Raw genomic sequence first — 24,777 nt, forward strand, 5'->3', positions numbered from 1 at the left:
AACGATTTTGCATACATAGGAATTTAACGTATAATATTAAGAGACCCCCTATCATATGCAGCAGATCATTAACTTTTTATTACGCAATAAAAATTTTCTGCTTTTTATATTTTTATTGCTTGTAGCTATCGGCTTTACTATACAGTCACATAGCTATCATCGCAGTAAAGTTATAAGTTCTACAAATTTTGTAAGTGGTGGTCTTTATAAATGGCAGCATTCAATTGGAAAATATTTTAATCTCATAAGTGTAAATGAACGTCTGCTTATAGAGAATGAATATCTGCGAAATCAACTTACCATAGCAACCGCGGATACGAGTAGCTCAAAAATTATTGACACAAGTACTTTTGCTACGCCATACTCCTACTTTCGCGCAAATGTCATTCGAAACGATTATCAAAAACGAGATAATTACATTTTGATTGATAAAGGTGCAAATGACAGTATTAAAATTGATATGGGCGTTATAACTGATAAAGGGATTGTTGGAATCATAGAAGACACGTCTGCTAATTATGCAAGAGTGATCTCTATCCTTAATAGCAACTCCAGAATTAATGCAGGTCTTAAAAACTCTGATCAATATGGCTCCTTACTATGGGATGGCAAAGACCCTAATATGGTTCAACTGGCAACCATCCCAAAACAAGCGATTATTAAAAAAGGTGATACTATCATTACTCATGGACGTTCTACAATATTCCCCAAAGGCATTGGCATTGGTGTGATAAGTAACTACACAATGAATCAAAATAATAGTTACTACCTCATTGAGGTAAAATTATTTAATGATATGACAGATATAGGGTACGTATATGCAATTGAAAATCACAATGCTGAAGAAATTAAAACATTACAAACTCTTGATGAATGAGTAACTCTATTTTAGTCCATATCGGAAGGTTTATAGTTTTAATATTGGCGCAGTCCCTCTTATTAAATAACATTAATTTCTTAGGATATCTCAATCCATACATTTATATTATTTTTATCCTTCTAGCACCAATTAACATTAACAGAAGCCTTTTTTTGATTACCAGCTTTTTCCTAGGGCTTTGTATAGACATTTTAGGAGACTCAGGGGGTGTACATGCTGCTGCATGCCTAGTTGCAACTTATGTGCGTCCTTTCATTTTGAGAACTGCTTTTGGGCTGAGTTATGAATTTCAGACGGTGAAATTGAGCAAGTTACGTTTTGGGGAACGCTTTATGTACGTAACTTTAACAGTTGTTGTTCATCATTTGGTATTGTTTTCGCTAGAAGTTTTTAACTTTATGCATATACTAATAATCCTTAAAAAAGCTTTATTTACTAGTCTGTTCACAATTTTGATGACGATGCTGATATTGGTTTTATTCCGAAAAAATGATACATGAGAAAATTGTTGCTTTATTTAATAATTATAACCACAGGAATAATTTTTATTGCCAGGTTATTCTACCTTCAAATTTATAATACTTCCTATGCCTCATTATCAGAAGATAATGCAATTAAAGTAATTTATGACTATCCGCAACGGGGAGCGATTTATGATAGAAATGGTAAGTTACTGGTTACTAATCAACCTTCCTACGATGTGATGGTAATTCCCAGAGAATTGAAGCCATTTGACACCTTGGAATTTTGTTCTGTTTTGAATATTTCAAAGGATAAACTTATTCGCAGACTTCAGAAGGCCAGATCTTATTCTCCCAGAGTTCCTTCTATAGTAATCCCTCAACTCACAAAAGATGAGTACGCCTTTCTTCAAGAAAAAATGAGGAAATTTGAAGGATTCTATATTCAAAAACGATCGCTACGTGATTATCAAACCTACCATGCATCCAATGTTCTTGGCTACATAGGCGAAGTAAACGATGCTGCTATTAGAAAAGATCCATATTATCTTTCTGGGGACCTTATCGGGATCGATGGGGTTGAGAAACAATATGAACAGGAACTCAGAGGTATTAAAGGAGTAAAAAGAATACAAAAAGATCGTTTCAATCGAGATATAGGTCCCTATAAAGAAGGTAAGTTTGACACCTTGCCCGTCAATGGTAAAGATCTTCAAATTACTATTGATATTGCTTTGCAAAAATATGGAGAACGCCTGATGGTCAATAAAAGAGGTGGTATTGTCGCGTTGGAGCCTAGTACCGGAGAAATCTTAGCACTGGTAACAGCACCAAGCTACAAACCGGAATTATTAGTTGGACGTAAGCGTTCCAGAGAGTTTACTAAGTTATTTTATGACACTATCGGAAAGCCTCTTTTTGACAGAGGAGTGAAAGGCGAATACCCCCCAGGATCCCCATTTAAAACAATTAATGCCCTTATAGGTCTTCAAGAAGGTATTGTTGATACTCAGGAACGATTTTCCTGTCATATGGGTTATTACTATGGAAAAACCAATAGACGATTGGGCTGTCACTCACACCGTAGTCCGTTAAATATGATTCCAGGAATTGCCCATTCTTGCAATGCGTATTTTGCCAATGTGTATCGACGAATCATTGAAAAATATGATACCCCTCAAGAGGGAGTTGATAACTGGAAAAAGCATGTTGAAAGTTTTGGCTTAGGTAATTATCTAGGTAATGATTTATCAGCAGGTCGTCCGGGGAGGGTTCCCAGCGCCGCGGATTATAATAAACAGTATGACTACCCTACATATAAGTGGTATGCAACCGGTACTATATCTAATGCCATCGGCCAAGGAGAAGTGCTCGCTACCCCCATTCAACTAGCAAATATGACAGCGGCTATTGCAAATCGCGGGTATTTTCACACCCCGCATATTATAAAGGCAATTGACAATAAACCAATCGAAGATAAAAATTATACGGTTCCAAAGAAAACCTCTATTGATAAAGAACATTTTGAACCAGTTATTGAAGGTATGCATCAAGTATACACACAAGGAACCGCTAGCTTTTTGCAAGTTGAAGGTATTGACATTTGTGGTAAAACAGGAACTGCAGAAAATTACACTAAGATAAACGGAGAACGCGTTCAACTTACAGATCATTCTGTTTTTATTGCCTTTGCACCTAAAGAAAATCCCAAAATAGCGCTTGCTGTTTTTGTTGAAAATGGATATTGGGGTGCTCGGTATGCAGGAAGAATTGCTTCTCTTATGATAGAAAAACATTTAAAAAACAGTATATCGAGAAAAGATCTTGAAGACTGGGTGCTTTCACATAGTTTAGAAGATGAATATGCCAAGCCCTACAGTAAAGAACCTTTTAAAATTAATCAATAGATGGCAAAATCGAGCATCGCCTCAATCGATTGGCTGACTGTATTTTTATTTACCCTCCTAGTGCTTTTTGGTTGGTTAAACATTTATTCTGCTTCTTACGGGGATGAATTTGCTTCTTGGACCGATTTTTCAAAAGTATATATTAAGCAGGGATACTGGATTGCCTTAAGTTTACTATTAATTATAATCACCCAAGCGATTGAAGCTAAATTTTATGAGCGTTTTGCCAGTGTGATATATGTATTTTCACTTGCTTCACTTGTCGGTCTTTTTATTTTTGGAAAAACTATATCCGGAGCAACTTCCTGGTATAATCTTGGATTTATGAGCATTCAACCTTCGGAATTTGCAAAAGCGGCTACTGCCTTAGCTCTCGCAAAGTTTTTGAGCGATATGCAAACTAATATACGATATCTCAATCATCAACTGAAAGCATTTCTAATTATAGCGTTGCCAGCTTTAATCATTATACCACAACCAGACCCTGGCAGTGCTTTGGTTTATAGTGCTTTTTTATTTCCATTATATCGTGAAGGTCTAGCAGCAACCTATTTAATTATTGGCGCATCTGCAGCATTTTTATTTGTATTAACCTTGTTATTCGGTCCGATCTGGGTAGTTGTAGGTCTAGCAGTCGCCATGTTTATGTTTTTACTAAAGAACCGAAAACGAAAACCGAAATATTCGAGATATTTATTAGTCCTTTTAGTTGTCACAGGGTTTTGCTTTTCAGTAAACTATATTTTTAACAACGTATTTGAACAACGGCATCGTGATCGATTTAATATTGTTTTGGGTAAAGAAGTTGATGCCAAAGGTATTGGATATAATACAAACCAAAGCCAGATCGCTATAGGAAGTGGCGGCTGGACTGGAAAGGGATGGAAAGAGGGAACCCAAACTAAAGGAGGCTTTGTTCCAGAGCAACATACTGACTATATCTTTAGTACTGTAGGTGAAGAATGGGGCTTTCTTGGTGCCACTGCCGTAATTTTATTATTTATTTTTCTCCTTGCCAGACTATTGTTTATGGCTGAGCGTCAAAAGTCTACATTTAGCAGAATTTATGGATATAGTGTTGTTGGAATTCTATTTGTCCATTTTGCGGTAAATGTTGGTATGGTTACAGGATTGTTACCTACTGTGGGTATACCCTTACCCTTTTTTAGTTATGGTGGTTCAGGACTATGGGGTTTTACACTACTGCTCTTTATCTTTATTAAACTGGATGCAAACCGGGTTAACGAATGGTAACTATTTTATAGACTCCAACTTTTTCTATCAATTGAAGATTCCAATATTTCTTCCATTGAATTATCCATTTTTTCAAAAAAATCTATACCGGTACGCATCTCTATTTGATCAATAGTAGTTTGATAATGATTTAAAGCCTTAGCTACGTCTTTATTAGGAATAATAAAAGCTGCCAAGCGATACGTATTACCTTCTTCACGAAGAATTATTTTATAAAAATAACGAGGAACAGATACTGCTTCATATCCAATACTTTCCAGACCCTCATCTAAAATACCTCCTGTGATTACGATGAGTGAATTATATTCCTTCGTCCAATAGCGCACTCGTTGTTCTAATTGATTCCAAATTCCCTGATTAAATTCAGGCAATTGAGGTGCGATATTCGAAGTTAGAAAAGTCTCCTCAAAGGCTTTATACGAAAATTTGCGATCCCCTGCAGGACATAAATGCCCTCTATCATACCCGGATTTCTTATAATTTCTCCAGTCTGCTGAATGGGTACGTACTTTAGGATCCTCAACAAAGTAAGGCCGCTTATACTTATTTGGACTCAATTGATTACGGTTTAACCTATATAAAACCCACTCCGCTTGTTCATGATCCTCGTGGTAGGACAGCGTGTAAAAATCATGGTTAATAATTATTCCGGTAGTAGAACTGGGAAGATATGGTGAAATAGAGTCTGACGTTGCTGTTACCTCTTGATCAGATACGACTAAGCTATCAAGCCAATACTCAATATAATAGAAACCTATGGCACATAATAGTACTAATGCAGGATATATAAATTTTCTTAATTTCAAAACTAGTTCAATTAAAATTTGGTAGCCAAATATAAGTCAACTGTTTAAATAGTGGCGTGAATAGAAAAACTATGTTTTAAAAGATTATGCCGTCTTTAAAACTATGACGAATAATAAACTTAATTAAGAAATAGCGAAAGATTTTTTACCAATTCTCAATAAAAAAGAAAATTATGATACATTTAACTATATGTAGTGCATAACGTTAAATAAGCTAGTTTGAAGGTATTTTCATCAGTTACCAATTCATGCCTGACAACAATGAAATCAAGCATTGCCAAACAAATTACGTGAATGCCATAATTGTTTCAGGTAATAACAGTCGTTCGCTTTCAAAAACTTCTTTTACATTTACAAAACAATTAGCATTTGCTTTCATACACAAATCATCTTCATTTCATAAGGGATTAAATAATGGGTATTCAACCTCATTTATTTAAGAGCTTAGTTTCAAACTAACATTATTTTAGATTAAACAGAAAACAGACATAGGTATGAGTGTCTTTAACTGTTCATACAACTATAAACCTAAATCTAATTAATGATGTTAAAAAACATTTTACAACTAAACGGAGTTCAGGAACTGAACAAAGAGCAAAAAAGTAAATTATCAGGAGGTGGAAGAGATCCAAGACCACCTGTAACAGAAGGCGTTTGTGTAGACAATCAAGGATACTTTTATTTTAGACCATGTACAGAAACTTGCGATGACGGTACAGTTCCACAAGATTGTCCGATATAATATATAACACTAAAAGAGGTATGTACAATACCTCTTTTTTTTATCTCTTAAATGAAAAAACTGCCTTTTTTATTACGGAATTCACTTTCAAATCATACGTCTTTTCTTTACCAATTTTTCACTTGAAAAATGTATCTTAGAATATCAAAAGTTTACTCTAAAACCAATGGATAAACTCTAAAATCTATGACTAATACTATCGAACAGATCACCAATTCTTTACTTATTAAAAATAAAATAAATGGTTTTGATAAGAAAGACTTAGAATTACAACTGCAAATACACCCAAACTATCCAAGTTTTCAATCCATTACTGACACTTTAGATTACTTTACTATAGAAAACATTGCTGTCGAAGTTCCTCCGAATGCATTGGATCAATTACCTAAAACATTTGTCACAATACTGGAGCATGATGATAAGACGGAAATAGCTTTGATTGTTAAAACTGACAAAAAAATTACAATTAAGCACACGTCTGTATCTCAATCTAGTATGAGCTACGAAGAATTCAAGGAGATATGGATTCCTAAAATAATCGCCGTCGAAGAAGGTGAGCCAGAACAAAAAACTAAAAAGCATAGCAACTTTTTGAAACAAGCTATTCTAGCTGTTGCCGGTATTGCTATTGCAGTTCAGTTATACGTCTTACAATTAACACTGCTAGATGCTTTGATTATTGGACTTAGTGTTGCCGGCGGAATTTTAAGCTTCTTTGCAGTAAGAGAAAGTCTTGGTTATAAATCTCAAGTGCTGCAATCTTTCTGCACAACCATCAAACAATCCAATTGCAACCAAGTTATTACCAGCAAGAAAGGTGAACTTTTACCAGGCATTTCCTTTGCAGATACCGGTATCATATTTTTTACAATTTTAAGTACTTATATTCTACTGTTTGGTGTAGATAGTATTCTTATCATTCCATCGCTGCTTGGATTTCCTTTTATTCTATACTCCTTGTATTCACAGCAATTCATTATTAAACAATGGTGTATGCTTTGTTTGGGGATTAGCGCAATAACAGTTCTTTTGAGCGGAATTCTGTTTTTAAATTATGCATTTCATTTCAATCTAGACGATTTACTAGCTCTTACCCTAATTTCTTCTGTAATTTCTCTGATCTATTTAAACTTGAAAAATTACATAAAGGAAAACAGAACTCTCAAAACCAACAATCTCAAATTACACAAATTCAAAAGGAATCCTGAGTTGTTTGAACAACTCTTATTCAAATCGTCCCCTGTTCAACAGCAAACCTTTAATCATGAAATTATACTAGGTAATCCTAAAGCTCCTTTTGCGATAACAAGCTTAACAAACCCACTCTGTGGTTTTTGTAAAGCGGCATTTGAAAGTTACATCAAAGTGCTTAAAGCTTCAGGAGAAAACCTTAAAATTATAGTAAGAATGCCTGTTAATACTGAAAAAATTGAAGCTCCTGCAAGCAGAATTGCGTATCGTTTACTAGAAATATACGAAAAAGAAGGTCAAAAAGGTTTCATTGAGGCATACGCCAACTGGTTTGAAAATCGAACAATCGAAACATGGAGTAAAAAATACGGGCTTCCGGAATTTACTGCTCAACACACCGAACTCTTAAATAAACAAAAAGAGTGGGCTACAAAGAATAACCTAAATTATACTCCGGCGACCATCATAAATAATAGACTCTATCCTAAAACCTATGATTACGAAGAGTTTTTTTACTTTACACAGCATCTTCTGGAGAACTACGAGAGTGAGCCAATAGAAACTCGTGAAGTTGTCAGTGCTACCTAATAATATCAGACATAAAGCTTGAGTGCCCTTAATAGTTCAAGTACTATTATAATTACCTTAAAACTGTAAGTATGTTAAACAAAATCAAAAATTTGAATGGAGTCCAAAAATTTAAAAAATTTTAAAAATCTAAAGTACTGGGAGGACGAATACCAACACTAAAAGAATTCTGTTGCGGTCCTCGATCTCAAGGTTGGTGGATACAACAATATCCTTTTTTAGGCAATGATCCATATTATACATGCGGCATTGACACTTGCGGAAATCAATAATTGAACTGATCTTCACTATCTTATATGAACGTGGTAAGCTTTGTCAGTTATCTAAATACTTCACTTTCCACGTTTTATTAGTTTAAAATTAACCCTTCACATCAAGGGCATCTCTCAAAGCATTCCCGATCAGCATAAAAGCCATAACTAGGCTCATGATTCCTAATCCGGGAATAACGGCCAAATAAGCCTTACCCAAAATTATGTATGAATAATGATCCTTAATCATTGCTCCCCAACTTGGCATTGGAGGTTGTGCTCCTATTCCCAGAAAACTTAAACCACTTTCCAACAAAATTGCACTTGCAAAATTTGCAGCTGAAATAACGATCACCGGAGCCAAACTGTTAGGTAACACATGTTTTAAAATAATACGTTTATTCGTATAACCCAGCGCTCTGGCAGCAGTTACATACTGCATTTCCTTTATACTAAGCACTTGACCTCTTACCACGCGCGCAACCTCCACCCACATCGTAATACCTACGGCTATAAACACTTGCCAAAAGCCTTTACCTAATGCTAAGGTAATTGCGATCACTAATAGAAGCGTCGGTATCGACCAGGTTACATTAATCAACCACATGATTGCCGCGTCTATCTTACCCCCATAATACCCGGCTACCGCTCCAAGTGATATTCCTACAAGAAGTGAAATAAACACCGCCACAAAACCAATAGAAAAGGATATTCTTATTCCGATTAGCATTCTACTTAATAAATCTCTGCCATATTTATCAGTTCCTAATATAAAAGTTTTTTCTTTTATATAAGTTCTAACAATTGCTTCGTTCGATAAACCAGAGGGAAAAACATCAAATGGAACTACTTTTGTCAAACCCTGCAATTCCCCTTCGCTATAAGGAACAATTTCAATTCCTTGCTCACTAATATTATAACTTTCGATGGGGAGTTCAGAATCAGTATTGCTAATTCCGAAAAAAAAATTATTTAAAAAAAAGTTTTCCTCCCTGTTCTTTGATGGAACGGTAAGTATTTCTACTGTAAACCCCGGTGCTTTTGAATGAATAGATAAATGCATTTGATTAGCATTCTTAGAATTGTCCGGAGCAATAGCATAGGCAAAAATTGCAATTAAAGCACAGATGATTATAAAGGATAAACTAAAAACGCCCCAAAGATTGTTTTTAAATCTTTGGAGCGCCTTATTACTTAAACTCTTAGACGGTTTTGATGCCATTCAGTATTATTAATTCTTTAAAGATAAAGTGGTAGTAGATTCATGCTTTATCGTATTGACTTTCATGTCTTCTAAAACACTTATAGCCTCTTCTATATACACATCTTTACTCAAACTTTGATGCCATCTGTTTCTCTTCTCTTTAAGCACTGTATCTTTATTCATCAATTGCTGCTCATATGGCAACGACTCATAGGTGAGATTTGTTTTATAATCGCTAATAGCCTCAAAACGTTTCGCCTGACTTTCATTTTCTTCTATATTCTTTTTATACTCTTGATAGTTTAAAGAATATCTGTTAACATCACGCTTTTCTCTTACCCATTTAGCATTCTCTTCAATCAGCTTTAACTGACTATTTTGCTGCATACGTGCTTTACTATTATCAATAGTTTTGTCAAAATTAATATATCCATTCCACGGCGTATACTCAGCAGCTGCAATTTTATCCCACGGTAGAGGGTTTTCCTGATCCTTCTCGCCGATGTCGATATAGCTATAACGATCTGGTACTACAACATCACTTTTAACACCTTCTAATTGTGTAGATCCACCATTTACTCTATAGAATTTCTGAGTGGTTAGTTTGAGAGCCCCTAAATCTCCAAAATCATTGCTACGCATCCAACGATTTAAATCCATAACATTTTGCACGGTTCCTTTACCATATGTTTGCTTACTACCTATTATTATAGCTCTCTTATAATCCTGCATTGCAGCCGCCAAAATTTCGGAAGCCGAAGCTGATAATTCATTTACCAAAATTACCAACGGACCATCCCAAAGAATGCTTCGATCCTTATCACTCAATACTTCAGGAGATTCTTCTTTTGTACGAACTTGCACGATAGGTCCTTTTTCGATAAACAAACCGGCAATATCAACGACAGTTTGCAAAGATCCTCCACCATTATCTCGCAAATCAATAACCAATCCATTCATATTTTGTTCTTTTAAACGGATAATCTCTTGTTTAACATCTTTGGCAGCATTTCTTTGATTGTAGTCCTGCATATTAAAATAGAACTTTGGTAAATTAATAATTCCGAAGTTCTTACCATTCTTTTTTACCAAAGAAGATTTGGCATATGTCTCTTCTAACTCGACAACATCTCTTACGATATCAATATTCTCAATGGTACCGTCCACCTTTTTAACAGTTAGGGTAACCTTGGTACCTTTTGGACCTTTAATAAGACTTACAGCATCATCCAAACGCATTCCGACTATACTTACGGGTTCTTGTTCATCTTCCTGCTTTACCTTCATAATAAGGTCTCCAACCTCAACTTTATTTCCTCGCCAAGCCGGACCTCCTGAAATCACCTCAATAATCTTAACATTGTCGTTCTTTTTTTGGAGTCTCGCCCCAATACCTTCAAGTTTACCGGACATAGCGATATCAAAACGATCTTTATCCTGCGGTGCAAAATAATAGGTATGTGGATCAAATTCTTCAACAATAGAATTAATGTAAATTGAAAACCAATCCTTACGTTCTAAATCATCTGCAAATTCAAAGTATTCATTAATTGAGGATTGTGTTAATTTTCTCGCTTCTTCCTCAAGAACAACACCGGTTTTTCGCTTATAATTCTTATTCTTCGCTAAAGAATCCAATTGTTCCTCAACTTTATCATAATAGCTCGATAAACCATTAAACTTAAGCTGTAATCTCCATCGATTCAACATTTCCTCTTTAGTTGTAACATAGGATAGCTTATCATAATTCGTATCAATTGATTCCTGCAAATCAAAGTTGAAAGGTTTATCCAGAATACTTGCATAGAGCACTCTTGCTTCTGCCATACGTTGTTGTAATCGATCATACGTAAGATTAAAGAAAGCTATATCTTTACTTCTAATCTGATCATCTATTAATGTTTCGTATTGCTTAAACTCTTCTATATCACTCTTGTAGAAATAGCGCTTTAATGGGTCTAATGCATCAATATAATCGGAGAAAACTTCTTTAGAGAAATCATCATTTACTTCCTTGGCATCATAATGGCCTTTGCTCAGCACATAGCTAATCAAATCAATTAGTAATTTATCCTTATCGGGATCATTTTCAACATTTGTAGTAAAACTGCACGAAGCAGCAGATATTATAACGGTAAGCATCAATATCAGAAAACTCTTTTTCATACGCTTATTTAATTTAGGGATTTTAAGCAAAATACATTAAAAATCGTGCCAATGAAGAGTAATAATACTAAAATTTTCTTAAACAAACTAATTCTTTAACCGATCTCGAAGTATTCCTAAATTCAGAATAAAATGATGTATTTTTACCTCTTAATTTATTTTTTACATGGCTGATAAAAAACCTCTCATATTAGTAACCAACGATGACGGAATCACCGCTCCCGGAATACGAACGTTAATAGCTGTCATGAAGGAAATTGGCGATGTCATTGTGGTTGCACCTGATAGTCCGCAAAGTGCTATGGGTCATGCAATTACCATAAACAACACCTTGTACTGCGATCCGATAGAGATTGAAAAAAATGCATCTCACAGTGAGTACAGTTGTTCTGGCACCCCGGTAGATTGTGTCAAAATGGCCACCCGTCAAATATTAAATAAAAAACCGGACTTGTGTGTTAGCGGTATTAATCATGGATCAAACTCTGCGATAAATGTTATTTATTCGGGTACAATGAGTGCTGCCGTAGAAGCCGGAATAGAGGGAATACCTGCAATAGGATTCTCGTTATTGGATTACAGCATGACCGCCAACTTTGAGCCTTCAAAAAAATATGTGAAAGCAATTGTAGAAAATGTGCTCACCAATGGCTTACCGAAAGGTGTTGTCTTAAATGTGAACATTCCTAACCTGAAATCCGTTGATATTAAAGGAATTAAAGTGTGCCGACAAGCAAATGCACATTGGAAGGAAGAGTTTGATAAAAGACAGAATCCTATGGGTAGAGATTATTATTGGCTGTCCGGAAAATTCATCAATGAGGATAAGGGAGAAGATACAGATGAGTGGGCCTTACAACATGGCTTCGTCTCTGTAGTACCCACACAGTTTGACTTAACAGCTCATCATTACATACAAGAATTAAATAACTGGAATTTAAATGATTAAGAAAGAAATAGGACTTGGCTTAGCCATCGGGTTGATTGCGAACACTTTTGGTTTTATACTATGTGTACTGGTGTTTTCTATGTTATCGGTATCAGGGCTTTCTTTTACAGAAACACTCGCTGCATCTATTAAGAATGATACATTTGGTAATTTAATTACCCTTGGTGCTATTCTAAACCTGGGGGCTTTTTTTCTTTTTCTGAAACAAAACAAGCCATATCGCGCTCGTGGCGTACTTCTTGCTACGCTTTTTGCAGCAATAGTAATTATGATAAGTAAATTTTTATAACCATATCGTACGCTGTACTTATAAACTGTAATCCTATGAAGTATTATCTTATCGCCGGGGAGGCCTCTGGAGATTTACATGGTTCTAACCTTATGAGGTCTATATTGCAACATGATGAACATGCTGAATTTAGATATTGGGGCGGAGAACTTATGCAAGAAGTAGGTGGTAGCTTGGCTAAACATTATCGAGACCTTGCAATAATGGGGTTTATTGAAGTTATCTTGAATCTAAATACGGTTCTAAAAAATATTGCTTTTTGTAAGCAAGATATTGATGCCTACAACCCGGATGTGATCATTTTTATAGATTATCCCGGAATTAATTTAAGAATTGCAAAGTGGGCCAAACAAAAGGGTTACAAAACCCATTACTACATATCTCCCCAAATTTGGGCCTGGAAAGAAGGTCGAATTAAAAGCATCAAACAAAATGTTGATGCCATGTATGTAATTCTGCCGTTTGAAAAATCATTTTATGAAGAAAAGCATAATTATCCAGTTAATTTTGTCGGACATCCTCTAATAGATGCCATAGCTGCTCATAATCAAATTACACCCCAAGAGTTTAATGACAAGCATGGTCTTGACAACCGACCAATCATAGCAGTTCTTCCCGGAAGCAGAAAACAGGAAATCTCTAAAATGCTCGAAGTGATGTTGAGTGTAGTAGATGATTTTACCGATTATCAGTTTGTTATTGCGGGAGCACCAAGTCAAGATCCGGAGTTTTATCAACAATTTATTGGCAACGAGCGTGTTCATCTTGTTATGAATCAAACGTACGACTTACTAAGTTTGAGTAATGCTGCCCTAGTGACTTCTGGTACTGCTACTTTGGAAGCCGCCTTATTTAAGGTTCCGCAAGTAGTTTGTTATAAAGGAAGCAGTATCTCTTATGAGATTGCTAAAAGAATTGTGAATCTTGACTACATCTCGCTGGTAAATTTGATCATGAATAAGCCGGTAGTTACAGAGTTAATACAAAAAGATTTTAATAGTAAACGCCTCAAGGAAGAGCTTTCGGTGATAACCGATGGTTATAAAAGAGCAGTCATGTTTTTGGATTATTACGACTTAGAGCAAGAATTAGGTGGCAAAGGTGCAAGTGACAAAACTGCTCGGTTAATTGTTGCATCTGTCTCATGACCTAAGCCTCAAATAAACTGTTAAGAAATCTTTTATTATATTCGTAAGAATTCAAGATATACATTACCCATGTTTATGAGATATTTAGGTCCTACACTAATTTTGATCTTTCTTTTAGTCTCCTGCGGACCTTCAAAAAAGGCTGCAGTTATAACCAAACCCACCGCTACCAAAGCTGCTATCATACCTTCCATCCCAAAAGATGAAATGGCAAATAGCATCATCCAATACGCTCAAACCTTTAATGGTACACGTTATAAATATGGAGGTACTACAAAAAAAGGAATGGATTGTTCGGGACTTATCTATACTTCTTTTAAGAAAGAAAATATTGTTTTACCCAGAACATCCCGGGCCATGTCTACGCAAGGTGAATGGATCCCCCTACGCAAAGCGGAAAAAGGGGATTTGGTTTTCTTTAAAACTAACAAAAAGAAAAATATTATTAACCACGTAGGACTTGTTATTGAAACTGGAAGTACGCTGAAGTTTATACATGCATCTGTTTCTAAAGGAGTAGTTGTATCAAGTCTGGATGAGCGCTATTGGAACAATTGTTTTTCGGGAGTGCGTAGAGTTTTATAGCATATAAAATGAGGCTAGTAAACAAACCTTTATTAGCGTTAACTACTTGCATTGTTTTAGGTGTCATTTGCTCTCATATCTTTCAGATTTCTCTTTTACTTTCTTTTCTTTTATTTGGCGCTTGTTCATTATTGCTATGCATTGCATTTATTTGTTCGATGCAAAAAAGATGTAAACCGTTACTATTTTCCCTCATCACCCTAGTAACGTTCTTCTCTTTTGGAAACTTAATCAGCCAAGTTCATCAGCCCAAAAACTACGTATCCCACTATACAAATCAATTCTCACAAGCTCAATTTTCGGATCAAAAGTATGGATTACTTTTGGTTATCGACCAAAGAGTCAATTCTTCAAATTACTATGACAAATATATTGTTAAGGTAAAAGAAGTAAATACAATACATGCACGAGGAACACTTTTGCTCCGTATACCAAAGGTATCACCCCTACGACCTTTAAAACCCGGAATGACTGTAAGCATTCATGCCTTCATTGAGGAACTTCCGAAAGTTTTAAATCCTAATCAATTTGATTACGCGGGCTATTTGAATTCAAAATTTATTTATCATCAAGTAACTGCCAAGGCAGATAAAATAAAAATCCACTCCCACTTTACTTTTTCTTTAAAAGGATTGGCATTCGAATTTCGATCCAAACTATTAAGTTCGTTGAGGCAACACAATTTCAGTGAATCTGATGTAGCGTTCATGAATGCACTCATTTTAGGTCAAAAACAAGACCTCAGTAAAGACACCTCAACAGCTTTCCGAAATGCCGGTGTCATTCATGTATTAGCGGTCTCAGGTTTGCATGTGGGTATTATTTTACTGTTTTTAAACATGGCTTTAAAACCACTGGATCGTTTTACCAAATTCGGCAGGATCATAAAGCTACTTACCATCTTACTACTCCTTTGGGTATATGCAGTAGTATCAGGGTTATCGCCATCTGTTCTTAGAGCTGTAACAATGTTTACCTTTATTGCTATAGCTATTCAAACACAAAGGCGATCCGCTACCCTCAATGCTTTAATAGCTTCCTTATTAGTGTTGCTATGCTATGAACCTTATTATCTTTTCGAAACCGGCTTTCAATTGAGTTATATGGCTGTAGCAAGCATCCTGTTTATCTATCCTAAAATCAGCCAGCTCATACGTCCTAAAAATACTTTTCTAAAAAAAATCTGGGAGCTTTCAAGTGTAACGCTTGCAGCGCAGATAGGTTTATTACCCTTACTGCTATATAATTTTCATCAATTTCCGCTACTTTTTTTACTCTCGAATATTGTTATACTGCCCATCATCACTATTTTATTATTTAGCGGTATTGTGATAAGCATGCTCTCCTTAACTAATAGTTTACCGGATATACTTCGTCAGGGGTATTCATCGTTACTGGACCTGAATCAAAATATAATACACGTTATAGCTTCGTACGACTCACTGATTTTAAAAAATATCCATTTTTCATCGACACTATTAGTCTCAGGATATATAGCCTTACTACTAATAGTAATTGCTTTTTATACCGCACGCAAAAAGAGATTAATGCTCACAGCAATTGCTCTACTCGCTATCTCAACAGGATTTATTATAGAAGACATGCGATTGGCAGGTAAAAAAGAACTCGTAATTTTTCATAAAACAAAGCATTCAATACTAGGGATCTTAGATACAGATCACCTTTTAATTTATGCATCAAATTTAAATTTTGGAACAGGAAGTAACCGCTCTTTTGATCCTTATTTGCGTGCAAACAAAGCTTCGCTCCATACACTTTTTGCTCTGGAGAATGCCTACACCTATTACCGGTTAAAACTCCTTAGAGTAAATTCTGAAACCATTGCGATGAATAGTGATACTACAACAGATATTTTATGGCTCACCGATTCTCCTAAAATACACCTCCTCAAAGTAATAAATGACTTACAACCAAGTCAAATTATTGCTGACGGCAGCAACTACAAGCGTGATATGGATCGATGGGAAAAAACTTGTAAAAAACTAAACATTCCTTTTCATCGCACCGATCAAGACGGGGCCTTTATTATTGAACCAAAATAATGAGATTTAATCATTCATCACTTCATCATATAACTCGCTTATTTTTGGTATAGCTTCTTTGGCATAGGCAGTTGGACTATTAAATAAGATACAAATACCTAAATCCTCTTCGGGGAAGATAGCAATCTCGCTTCGATAATTATTTACGCTACCTCCATGGTGAACCATAATTCTCGGTTTCTCAGCAGTAGTATCTTTAAAGGTATGCACCCTCCAACCTAGTGCATAATAAGATTTAAGATGACCTTTCCAACGTTGATAATATTTGCTACGACCGCCTACCTCAATTACTGGATTAAATACCTGATTAATCATTTTTGGATGCAGTACTTCCGGGTTACTTCCCAACAAAAATTTCATCCATTTAGCCATATCCGTTACACTTGCATTGACACCTCCAGCTGAGATAGCTTGGTAATATTTATGATTGAGCTTAACAGGTTTCCAGCGACCATAGGCTTTTCTATGAGGAACGGCGATATTGGTAGCATCCTCCAAAGCTTCAAAACTAGCGGATGCTGTATGCATTTGTAAGGGATTAAAAATCTTTTCATCTATCACTTCAGCAAGTGCATGTGAGGTTACTTGTTCAATAATCTTACCACTCAATGCAAAAACAGCATTTTGGTAGCTGTAAATTTTTCCCGGATGATATACAGGCGATACTTCTTTAAAACGTCCTGCTATTTTAGTTAATGGAACTCCTGCTTCAACTAGGTTTGTAAAACTGTGATAGGGTAATCCTGTAGTATGTGAAAGCACATGAGATAACGTAATTTCATTAGTAATTTGATCACTAGACATCTGGAAATTTGGCACATAATCTTTTACCTTATCTTCCCAATCCAAAAGCCCTTCTTGCACATGTATACCGGTCAGAATTCCTGCAAAACCTTTTGATAATGATCCGATTCTAAAAATTGTTTGAGAATCAATAGTATTTTGATTCTTGCTACTACGTGAACCAAAACCACCCGTGTAAATAATAGAATCACATTTCACAATGGCTACTGCTGCTCCGACTAAGTCATTATTCGAAATACCTTTACTAAAATAGGCATTGATTTTATCTTCAAGAAGTAGAAGTTTTTTCTTAAACTTTTCATCGTCCTCACTGTTTGACACAGTTTTAACAGTCGCCGGTAGAGTCGGTTTCACTGCAATGCGACGTTCATTTTTGGAGAATGATAAAAGAACAAATATAACAATAGCCATGGGGCTGGCAATAATTAATAACTTCTTCATAGGTAGGTAAACGTGTATTTGGGGATTAAATTTTATATACCATCTAATTTGGGCAAATCAGCTAGTACTTAGTCAATTGTTATTCTTCAAATGTACTTACAAAAGATTTTTCATAATCCTGCCAGGCAGCAGCATTTGTTAACTTCTTATAATCATCATTATGAATCATTTTTAAAAAAATCTCAAGCTGTTTTGGGGATTTGTATCCAACAACGGGCGCGATTACATTTCCTTTTTCGTCAAAGAAAACCATGCTCGGATACCCAGTTATTTTTAGTGCATTCGCAAAGAAGTGCTGACTATTTCTACCTTTGCGATTAGCATTATAATTTGGGTTTGTATAGGTGAAATCGTTATAGTGAATTTCTTCAGTACCCTCGGCATTAAACTTTACCGGGTAATAGTTTTTATTTACATACGCCACAACATCCTTGTTATGGAAAGTTTTTTTATCCAAGAGTTTGCAAGGGCCGCACCATTCTGTGTAGGCATCCATGAAAATCTTTTTAGGTTGTTTCTGCTGCGCTTCAAGTGCTTGATTCATAGTCATCCATTTAATCTCTTGCGCTTTTGAGACAAAGCCAGAAGCAAGAAAAAAAAATATAAGTAGGTTTTTCATATGTTCAATTTTTAGACTTAATATAGCAAAAAGCATTCCTATTTGCAAAAAGTAACCTCCCTACTTGGGCAAAGTAGGGAAGTCCTTGTTCTTTATTATCTAATGCCGTGCATCATTTTTAATAATTTCTTGTTCAGTATAAGCATGATTACTCCTGCTGCTCCCGGAATTACAGTGAAAATCAGAAAGAATACCACCATTCCGTAATCTTCAACAATAGGATCAATATAACTACCTGTTACTCCTGCCATAGTATTCGCAATAAAGTTGGCTACAAACCATACACCAAACATGAGACCAACTAGCTTAACGGGTGCTAATTTACTTACATACGATAATCCTACAGGAGACACACACAATTCTCCCAATGTATGGAAGAGGTATGCTAAAATCAAGAAGATCATACTAACGGAAGCAGTTTTTGCTCCAAGCGGTATTCCAATCGATCCAAAAGCTAAGATACCAAAACCTAATCCTAATAGGATAAGTCCTATGGCAAATTTGACAGGACCTGTCGGGTTATACTTACTCTGCCATATTTTAGAGAATAAGGGAGCAAAAGCAATAATAAAGAAAGAGTTTAATATTCCGAACCAGGAAGCCGGAACTTCTGCTGAATCCGCTACAAATTCTCTTTGCAACATCCAGATAACAATTCCCCATATTATAGCAAAACCTATTCCCAATAATGTATTTGCAAGCGGAAATTTTGCAAAGGTTTGTTTAAATAACAATATCAAGACCCATGTAATGATCATCATAGGGACCACAGTAAGCAAGGTATTGAATATTTTGAAAATCATGGCACCTTGATCAACTAACACTCTGTCTGTATAGTCTGCAGCAAATATTGTCATGGAACCTCCGGCTTGTTCAAAAGCCCACCAGAAAAAAACTGTAAAGAATGCAAACACACCTATGACAATTAATCGATCTCTTGTAATAACGGATCGTTTAGAAGCATCTACGACTTCTTCGATTGTTTCTTTAGTTTCTTCTACAGACTCCTCAATAGCATCATCAAAATCTTTACTTTGTCTAGGTGACAATCCAATTCTTGCAAAAATCTTCTGAGCAAAGTAAAACTGAAGCATTCCGATAAACATAAATATTCCGGCAAGTCCAAATCCATAATGCCAACCCACTTTCTCACCAATGTAGCCACAAAGTAAAATACCTAAAAACGCTCCCGCGTTGATACCCATGTAAAAGATGGTATATCCGGCATCTTTTTCTTTTCCTTGACTTTTATACAATTGACCAACCATAGATGAAATATTGGGCTTGAATAAACCATTACCAATGATTAACAACCCTAAACCAATATAAAAAAAGTAATCCGCAGAAACTTCAAGCGCCATAGAAGCATGCCCCAGAGTCATTAAGAGTGCCCCGATTACTACCGCGTTTCTGTATCCCATTATCTTGTCTGCGATTAAGCCGCCAAATATTGGAGTAATATAAACTAGACCCGTGTACCAACCATACAAAAGTAGTGCACTATCACGTTCCCATCCCCATCCTTCTTCCATAATAGAAGTTACTAAGAATAACACGAGTAATGCGCGCATTCCGTAGTACGAAAATCGTTCCCACATTTCGGTGAAAAAGAGAATAAAAAGACCAGAAGGATGGCCAAGAACAGTTCTTTGATTTGTTTCTGAACCGCCAAATTTAAATTCCATAGAGTTATTTTAAGTTAGTAAAATTATAAAGGATTATACTATAAATTAGTTTTAATAAAATTTGTCATTTTAGTATATAAATGAAGTCGTGTATTACCGCCGTATATACCGTGATTTTTATCAGGATAGATTGCCCAGTCAAACTGTTTGTTAGCCTGTACCAAAGCCTCTATAAGACGCATTGTATTCTGAACATGAACATTGTCGTCTGCACTTCCGTGCACCAGCAAATATTTACCTTTTAAACCATCCACATAATTGATAGGTGAATTATTGTCATAACCAGATGCATTCTCTTGTGGTGTCGTTAAATAACGCTCTGTATAAATAGTGTCATAGAACCTCCAGCTTGTCACGGGAGCTACTGCAATTGCCATTTTGAAGGTATCGGCTCCTTTAAACAAACAATTACTGGACATAAAACCACCATAACTCCATCCCCATATGCCAATTCGTTCAGCATCTACATAATCCAAACCACCAAAATATTTTGCAGCAGCAATTTGATCCTGTACTTCAAGGTTTCCTAAATCATTCTGGGTAGCTTTTTTAAACTTAGCGCCCTTAAATCCTGTACCTCTACCATCAACACAGGCCACTATATAACCTTGTTGCGCTAACATCATATACCAATAATCATTCGCACTATACCATGAATTTTTAACGGATTGCGATCCCGGTCCGGAATATTGATACATTAACAACGGATACTTTTTTGTAGGATCAAAATCTTTTGGTTTGATTATCCAAGCATTGAGCTGCTCACCATTGATATCGATTGTAGAAAATTCTTTTGGACGCACATCGTATTGTGCGAGCTTATCCAAAACTGCTTTATTGTTCTTAATTTCTCTAACAATCTCACCATTTTTTGCTTTATTCAAAGTTATAACAGAAGGTGTGGTACTGTTTGAGAAATAGTTTATATAATAGGTGTAATCTGCACTAAAATCAGCAGAGTTAGAACCTTCTTTTTTACTCAAACGAATCTTATCTTTTCCGGTAAGTGCTATCGAATAGACGTCTCTGTTAATACTTCCATTCTCCACACTTTGATAATAAATCTTTTTAGTTTTAGCATTATATCCGTAGTATGAAGTGACATCCCAGGCTCCTTGTGTTATTTGATTGATCAATTTTCCAGTAGCATCGTAATGATAGATATGATTAAACCCATCCTTTTCACTCGTCCAGATGAAGCTATTATCCTGTAAAAAAGTTAGGTTATCGGTTATATCTACATACGCTTCGTCTTTTTCATTAAGCACTACAGATGCCTTTTTGGTCGAAGCGTCTACAAAAACTAAATCTAAATCATTTTGATGTCGATTTAAAACCTGAACACTTAGAATATCTGCTTTTTGCGTCCAAGACAGTCTTGGTATATAATAATCTTTATAATCACCTAAATTAATTTTATCTACAGACATACTTTCTAAATCAGCTAGGTGTAAAGATACTGTTGAATTTTTCTCACCCGCTTTTGGATACTTAAAAACATCTTGTTTTTGATATAAAGCGCTACCATATACATCCATAGAGAATTCAGGAACCGCAGTTTCATCAAAACGAATAAAAGCTAATTTATTACTGTCAGCATTCCAGTCAAAAGCTCTTACAAACGCAAATTCTTCTTCATATACCCAATCAGTAATTCCGTTAATAATCGTATTCTTCTTTCCGTCATCTGTGAGTTGAATCTCTTGTCCCGTCTCAAAATTTATAACATAAATATTATTGTTTAAAACATAAGCGACCTTTTTACCATCAGGTGATAAGGTTGGCTCTTGAATTTTCTCATCACTTAGCTTAAGAATTTTTTGTGTCCCAACATCGTATAAATAATACACACCGCGTTTAGAGTGGCGATATATCTTTTCTGAATCTGTAAGTAATAAAATTAGATCTTCATTTGAACTAAAAGTATACTCCTGAAAACCCGACAGCTCAGAAATGGCTTGTGAATTCAGTATAGTTTTCACCTTTTCTCCCGAAGCATAATCATATACTTCTATACTAGTTGATCCATCTTCTTTATTGCGTTCGAGAACCGAATATTCTGTTCCGTTATTCATTGAATGAAGGGATTGCAATCCTTCTGTATTAAAGTTACCTCCCCATATTTCTTCTAAGGTAAACGCTTTGTTTTGCCCAGTAGCCACTAAGGCTATCCAAAAAAACAGACCTATAAATAGTTTGGTTCCTTTCATTTTTTTCCTTTAAAAATTTGTTAACGCCAAGAATACTAAAAAATCTCCGAAAAATACAATATTTGTTGTTAAATACAATGTCTCACAAGGTAGTCTGCATGATATTGTTGTTTATTTTATTAAATATGCAATAGAAAACTATGAGCGCGCTATAATTATTTCAAAGATTGCATCTGCTCGTGCAAGCAAATCATGAAATAAACCAGCAGAATACTATCTTTGCCTTTGATTAATAAAGATTCCCTAGAATGGCTCCAGAAATTTCCGGTTTTTCCAAACTTAGTAAAACAGAAAAAATTAAATGGTTAGCGTCTCATCATTTTACAGATGATACGAAAGCTGCTGAAATCTTAAAGCGCTATTGGAACACCGACAAGAAGCTACAACAATTACATGATGAGTTTACAGAAAACACCCTAACAAACTACTATCTGCCGTTCTCAGTTGCTCCCAATTTCAAAATTAATGGAAAACGCTACACGATTCCCATGGCGATTGAAGAGAGTTCTGTGGTAGCAGCAGCTAGTAAGGCAGCCAAATTTTGGATGAAACGAGGTGGTTTCAAAGCTAAAGTTGTTTCTATGGTTAAAGTAGGACAGGTTCACTTCTCCTACTCAGGAAATTATAATGTCCTAAAACGTTTTTTTGAAAACATACAACCTGAGTTATACCAAGCAAGCAAGCATCTTACTGAAAATATGGTAAAGCGCGGCGGCGGAATTCGATCTATCGAGTTAATTGATAAAACAAATGAGTTAAAGAACTATTATCAATTGCATTGCACCTTTGAAACTGCTGATGCCATGGGAGCAAATTTTATCAACTCATGTTTAGAGCAATTTGCGCTTACCTTGACAGAAGAAGCAGAAAAATACCTGCCATTCATTGAAACCAATACGACATTAGATATCATCATGAGTATTTTATCTAATTATGTTCCTAATTGTTTGGTTAAAGCCTCTGTCAGCTGCCCCATTAAGGATTTACCAGAAACAGAAGATCAGTCCGCTGAAGCATATGCATCCAAATTTATACAAGCCATCAAAATTGCAGAAATCGAACCTTATCGTGCTGTTACCCATAATAAAGGCATTATGAATGGTATCGATGCCGTTGTATTGGCTACCGGAAATGACTTTAGAGCTATCGAAGCAGGCGCTCATGCCTATGCATGTCGTAATGGAAAATATACGAGCTTGACAAAGGCATGGATAGAAAAGGATAGTTTTCATTTTTCTATTGAGATTCCTTTAGCCCTGGGAACCGTAGGTGGACTCACATCGTTACACCCCTTAGTAAAACTTGCTATGCAATTATTGGGTTCGCCTACAGCAGAAGAGTTGATGAAAATAACCGCAGTGGCCGGACTGGCACAAAATTTTGGAGCCATTAATTCGTTAATCACCACAGGTATTCAACAAGGTCATATGAAAATGCATCTTATGAATATCATGAACCAATTTGAAGCTACTAAGGACGAAAAAAAGCAGCTTATTTCACATTTTAAAACAACTACAGTTACCCATGCTAAGGTTGTAGAAGCGCTTAAAAAAATCAGGGAATAATGACACAATCTTTTTATAGTCATGGTAAGCTTTTACTAACAGGAGAGTATCTGGTTCTTGATGATGTAGAGGCACTTGCCCTACCCACTAGGAAAGGACAGCATCTTTCTGTTGTCCCGGCAGACAAACCGGGTCTTCACTGGGTAAGCAAAGATCAATTTGGCGAGAATTGGTATGAGGCTTCATTTTTTATTTCAGATCAATCCATTGAATGCGCTACTAACGAACAATTAAAAAATCCAATTACCGAGAAACTACTATTGCTTCTTAATTCAGCAAGATCATTAAATCCGAAATTTCTATCCAAGCTGACTGCTATACGCGTAGAAACAAAGCTTGAATTTGATCGCTCTTGGGGACTTGGTTCTTCGTCTACGTTGATTAACAATATTGCTCAGTGGGCACAAATAGATGCTTTTAAACTTTTGGAAATAGGTTTTGGAGGCAGTGGTTACGATATTGCATGTGCACAGCACAATACTCCACTATTGTACAACCGAAATGATGGTCACCCCAAGGTTAAAGAAGTACAATTCAATCCAAGCTTTAGAGACCACCTCTTTTTTGTCTATCTAAATCAAAAACAAAATAGTAGAGATTCTATCAAACACTACCAGTCATTACCGCTTACTAATTTTGAAAGGGCAGCTCAGAAAATTTCTGAAATTAATGCGCTCCTTTTATCATGTAATGAACTTCACGTTTTTGAAGATCTTATTTCTAGACATGAGACTATTATATCAACTATCATAAAAACTCCGACAGTAAAGTCTGAACGTTTTCCTGATTATCCGGGAGCGATTAAAAGTCTTGGGGGTTGGGGTGGAGATTTTATTTTAGCTTCGGGGACTGAAAGCGACAAACAATACTTCATTGATAAAGGATATACTACTATCATTCGGTATCAAGATATGATTTTATAAAAAAAACTCCTTAGAATTAGATTCTAAGGAGCTACACTATATTTTA

At 35.7% G+C, this 24,777-nt stretch carries 20 protein-coding genes; 13 read left to right on the top strand and 7 right to left on the bottom strand.

What is annotated here, in order from left to right; all coding sequences use genetic code 11:
- Positions 1–55 precede the first annotated feature (55 nt).
- Genes mreC through rodA form a run of 4 tightly spaced genes read left to right on the top strand, consistent with a single transcriptional unit; the run spans position 56 to position 4,502 of the window.
- Positions 56–877: a rod shape-determining protein MreC gene (mreC, locus tag BD809_RS04145; protein WP_148781683.1), complete on the top strand. Its 822-nt coding sequence runs from the start codon at positions 56–58 to the stop codon at positions 875–877.
- Entirely contained in the window at positions 874–1,380 is a 507-nt protein-coding gene (gene mreD, locus BD809_RS04150; RefSeq protein WP_148781684.1) for a rod shape-determining protein MreD, read from the top strand. Before mreC ends, mreD begins: the two co-directional genes overlap by 4 nt.
- Positions 1,377–3,248 (top strand): penicillin-binding protein 2, encoded by a 1,872-nt coding sequence (mrdA, locus tag BD809_RS04155; protein WP_148781685.1) that lies wholly within the window; start codon positions 1,377–1,379, stop codon positions 3,246–3,248. The genes mreD and mrdA overlap by 4 nt, the downstream gene beginning before the upstream one ends.
- The gene (gene rodA, locus BD809_RS04160; protein WP_148781686.1) at positions 3,249–4,502 is read left to right on the top strand and encodes a rod shape-determining protein RodA; all 1,254 of its coding nucleotides are present in this window, start codon (positions 3,249–3,251) and stop codon (positions 4,500–4,502) included.
- A gap of 5 nt (positions 4,503–4,507) precedes the next feature.
- On the opposite strand, the gene BD809_RS04165 is transcribed toward rodA, so the two are convergent.
- Complete coding sequence (locus BD809_RS04165) at positions 4,508–5,308, bottom strand: DNA/RNA non-specific endonuclease (RefSeq protein WP_148781687.1); 801 nt, start codon at positions 5,306–5,308, stop codon at positions 4,508–4,510.
- A gap of 541 nt (positions 5,309–5,849) precedes the next feature.
- Between BD809_RS04165 and BD809_RS04170 the strand changes: the two genes are divergently transcribed.
- Together BD809_RS04170 and BD809_RS04175 are read left to right on the top strand one after the other, a co-directional pair.
- Positions 5,850–6,050, top strand: coding sequence for a hypothetical protein (locus BD809_RS04170; protein ID WP_148781688.1), 201 nt, complete (start codon positions 5,850–5,852; stop codon positions 6,048–6,050).
- Between the two features lie 186 nt (positions 6,051–6,236).
- Positions 6,237–7,829, top strand: a complete 1,593-nt coding sequence (locus BD809_RS04175; protein ID WP_148781689.1) for a vitamin K epoxide reductase family protein — start codon at positions 6,237–6,239, stop codon at positions 7,827–7,829.
- Positions 7,830–8,189: 360 nt separating this feature from the next.
- On the opposite strand, the gene BD809_RS04180 is transcribed toward BD809_RS04175, so the two are convergent.
- Positions 8,190–9,302, bottom strand: a complete 1,113-nt coding sequence (locus tag BD809_RS04180; protein ID WP_148781690.1) for an ABC transporter permease — start codon at positions 9,300–9,302, stop codon at positions 8,190–8,192.
- Positions 9,303–9,311: 9 nt separating this feature from the next.
- Positions 9,312–11,450, bottom strand: coding sequence for a carboxy terminal-processing peptidase (locus tag BD809_RS04185; protein ID WP_148781691.1), 2,139 nt, complete (start codon positions 11,448–11,450; stop codon positions 9,312–9,314).
- A 166-nt stretch (positions 11,451–11,616) separates the two neighbouring features.
- Between BD809_RS04185 and surE the strand changes: the two genes are divergently transcribed.
- The 5 genes from surE (at position 11,617) to BD809_RS04210 (ending at position 16,484) form a co-directional block, all read left to right on the top strand.
- The gene (gene surE / locus BD809_RS04190) at positions 11,617–12,399 is read left to right on the top strand and encodes a 5'/3'-nucleotidase SurE (RefSeq protein ID WP_148781692.1); all 783 of its coding nucleotides are present in this window, start codon (positions 11,617–11,619) and stop codon (positions 12,397–12,399) included.
- Positions 12,392–12,688, top strand: coding sequence for a hypothetical protein (locus tag BD809_RS04195; protein WP_148781693.1), 297 nt, complete (start codon positions 12,392–12,394; stop codon positions 12,686–12,688). The genes surE and BD809_RS04195 overlap by 8 nt, the downstream gene beginning before the upstream one ends.
- Before the next feature lie 35 nt (positions 12,689–12,723).
- Complete coding sequence (gene lpxB, locus BD809_RS04200) at positions 12,724–13,836, top strand: lipid-A-disaccharide synthase (protein WP_148781694.1); 1,113 nt, start codon at positions 12,724–12,726, stop codon at positions 13,834–13,836.
- 75 nt (positions 13,837–13,911) lie between these two features.
- Entirely contained in the window at positions 13,912–14,421 is a 510-nt protein-coding gene (locus BD809_RS04205; RefSeq protein ID WP_148781695.1) for a C40 family peptidase, read from the top strand.
- A gap of 8 nt (positions 14,422–14,429) precedes the next feature.
- Complete coding sequence (locus BD809_RS04210; protein ID WP_148781696.1) at positions 14,430–16,484, top strand: ComEC/Rec2 family competence protein; 2,055 nt, start codon at positions 14,430–14,432, stop codon at positions 16,482–16,484.
- Between the two features lie 6 nt (positions 16,485–16,490).
- Here the strand turns inward: BD809_RS04210 and BD809_RS04215 are convergent, their stop codons facing one another.
- From BD809_RS04215 to BD809_RS04230, 4 genes are all read right to left on the bottom strand, one after another.
- Positions 16,491–17,729 carry a serine hydrolase domain-containing protein gene (locus BD809_RS04215; protein ID WP_148781697.1) on the bottom strand — a complete coding sequence of 413 codons (1,239 nt, stop codon included), beginning with the start codon at positions 17,727–17,729 and terminating at the stop codon, positions 16,491–16,493.
- A gap of 79 nt (positions 17,730–17,808) precedes the next feature.
- On the bottom strand, positions 17,809–18,348 hold the full coding sequence (locus tag BD809_RS04220) for a thioredoxin family protein (protein ID WP_148781698.1): 540 nt from the start codon (positions 18,346–18,348) through the stop codon (positions 17,809–17,811).
- A gap of 95 nt (positions 18,349–18,443) precedes the next feature.
- Complete coding sequence (locus BD809_RS04225) at positions 18,444–20,033, bottom strand: peptide MFS transporter (RefSeq protein WP_148781699.1); 1,590 nt, start codon at positions 20,031–20,033, stop codon at positions 18,444–18,446.
- A gap of 38 nt (positions 20,034–20,071) precedes the next feature.
- Positions 20,072–22,243: a S9 family peptidase gene (locus tag BD809_RS04230; RefSeq protein WP_148781700.1), complete on the bottom strand. Its 2,172-nt coding sequence runs from the start codon at positions 22,241–22,243 to the stop codon at positions 20,072–20,074.
- Between the two features lie 248 nt (positions 22,244–22,491).
- Here BD809_RS04230 and BD809_RS04235 point away from each other — a divergent pair, with 248 nt between their 5' ends.
- The gene (locus BD809_RS04235) at positions 22,492–23,808 is read left to right on the top strand and encodes a hydroxymethylglutaryl-CoA reductase, degradative (RefSeq protein WP_148781701.1); all 1,317 of its coding nucleotides are present in this window, start codon (positions 22,492–22,494) and stop codon (positions 23,806–23,808) included.
- Positions 23,808–24,731 carry a GYDIA family GHMP kinase gene (locus BD809_RS04240; RefSeq protein WP_148781702.1) on the top strand — a complete coding sequence of 308 codons (924 nt, stop codon included), beginning with the start codon at positions 23,808–23,810 and terminating at the stop codon, positions 24,729–24,731. The genes BD809_RS04235 and BD809_RS04240 overlap by 1 nt, the downstream gene beginning before the upstream one ends.
- Positions 24,732–24,777 lie beyond the last annotated feature (46 nt).

Origin of the sequence: Aquimarina intermedia (assembly GCF_008124785.1) — a bacterium.
In the GTDB taxonomy this organism is placed as follows: Bacteria; Bacteroidota; Bacteroidia; order Flavobacteriales; family Flavobacteriaceae; genus Aquimarina; species Aquimarina intermedia.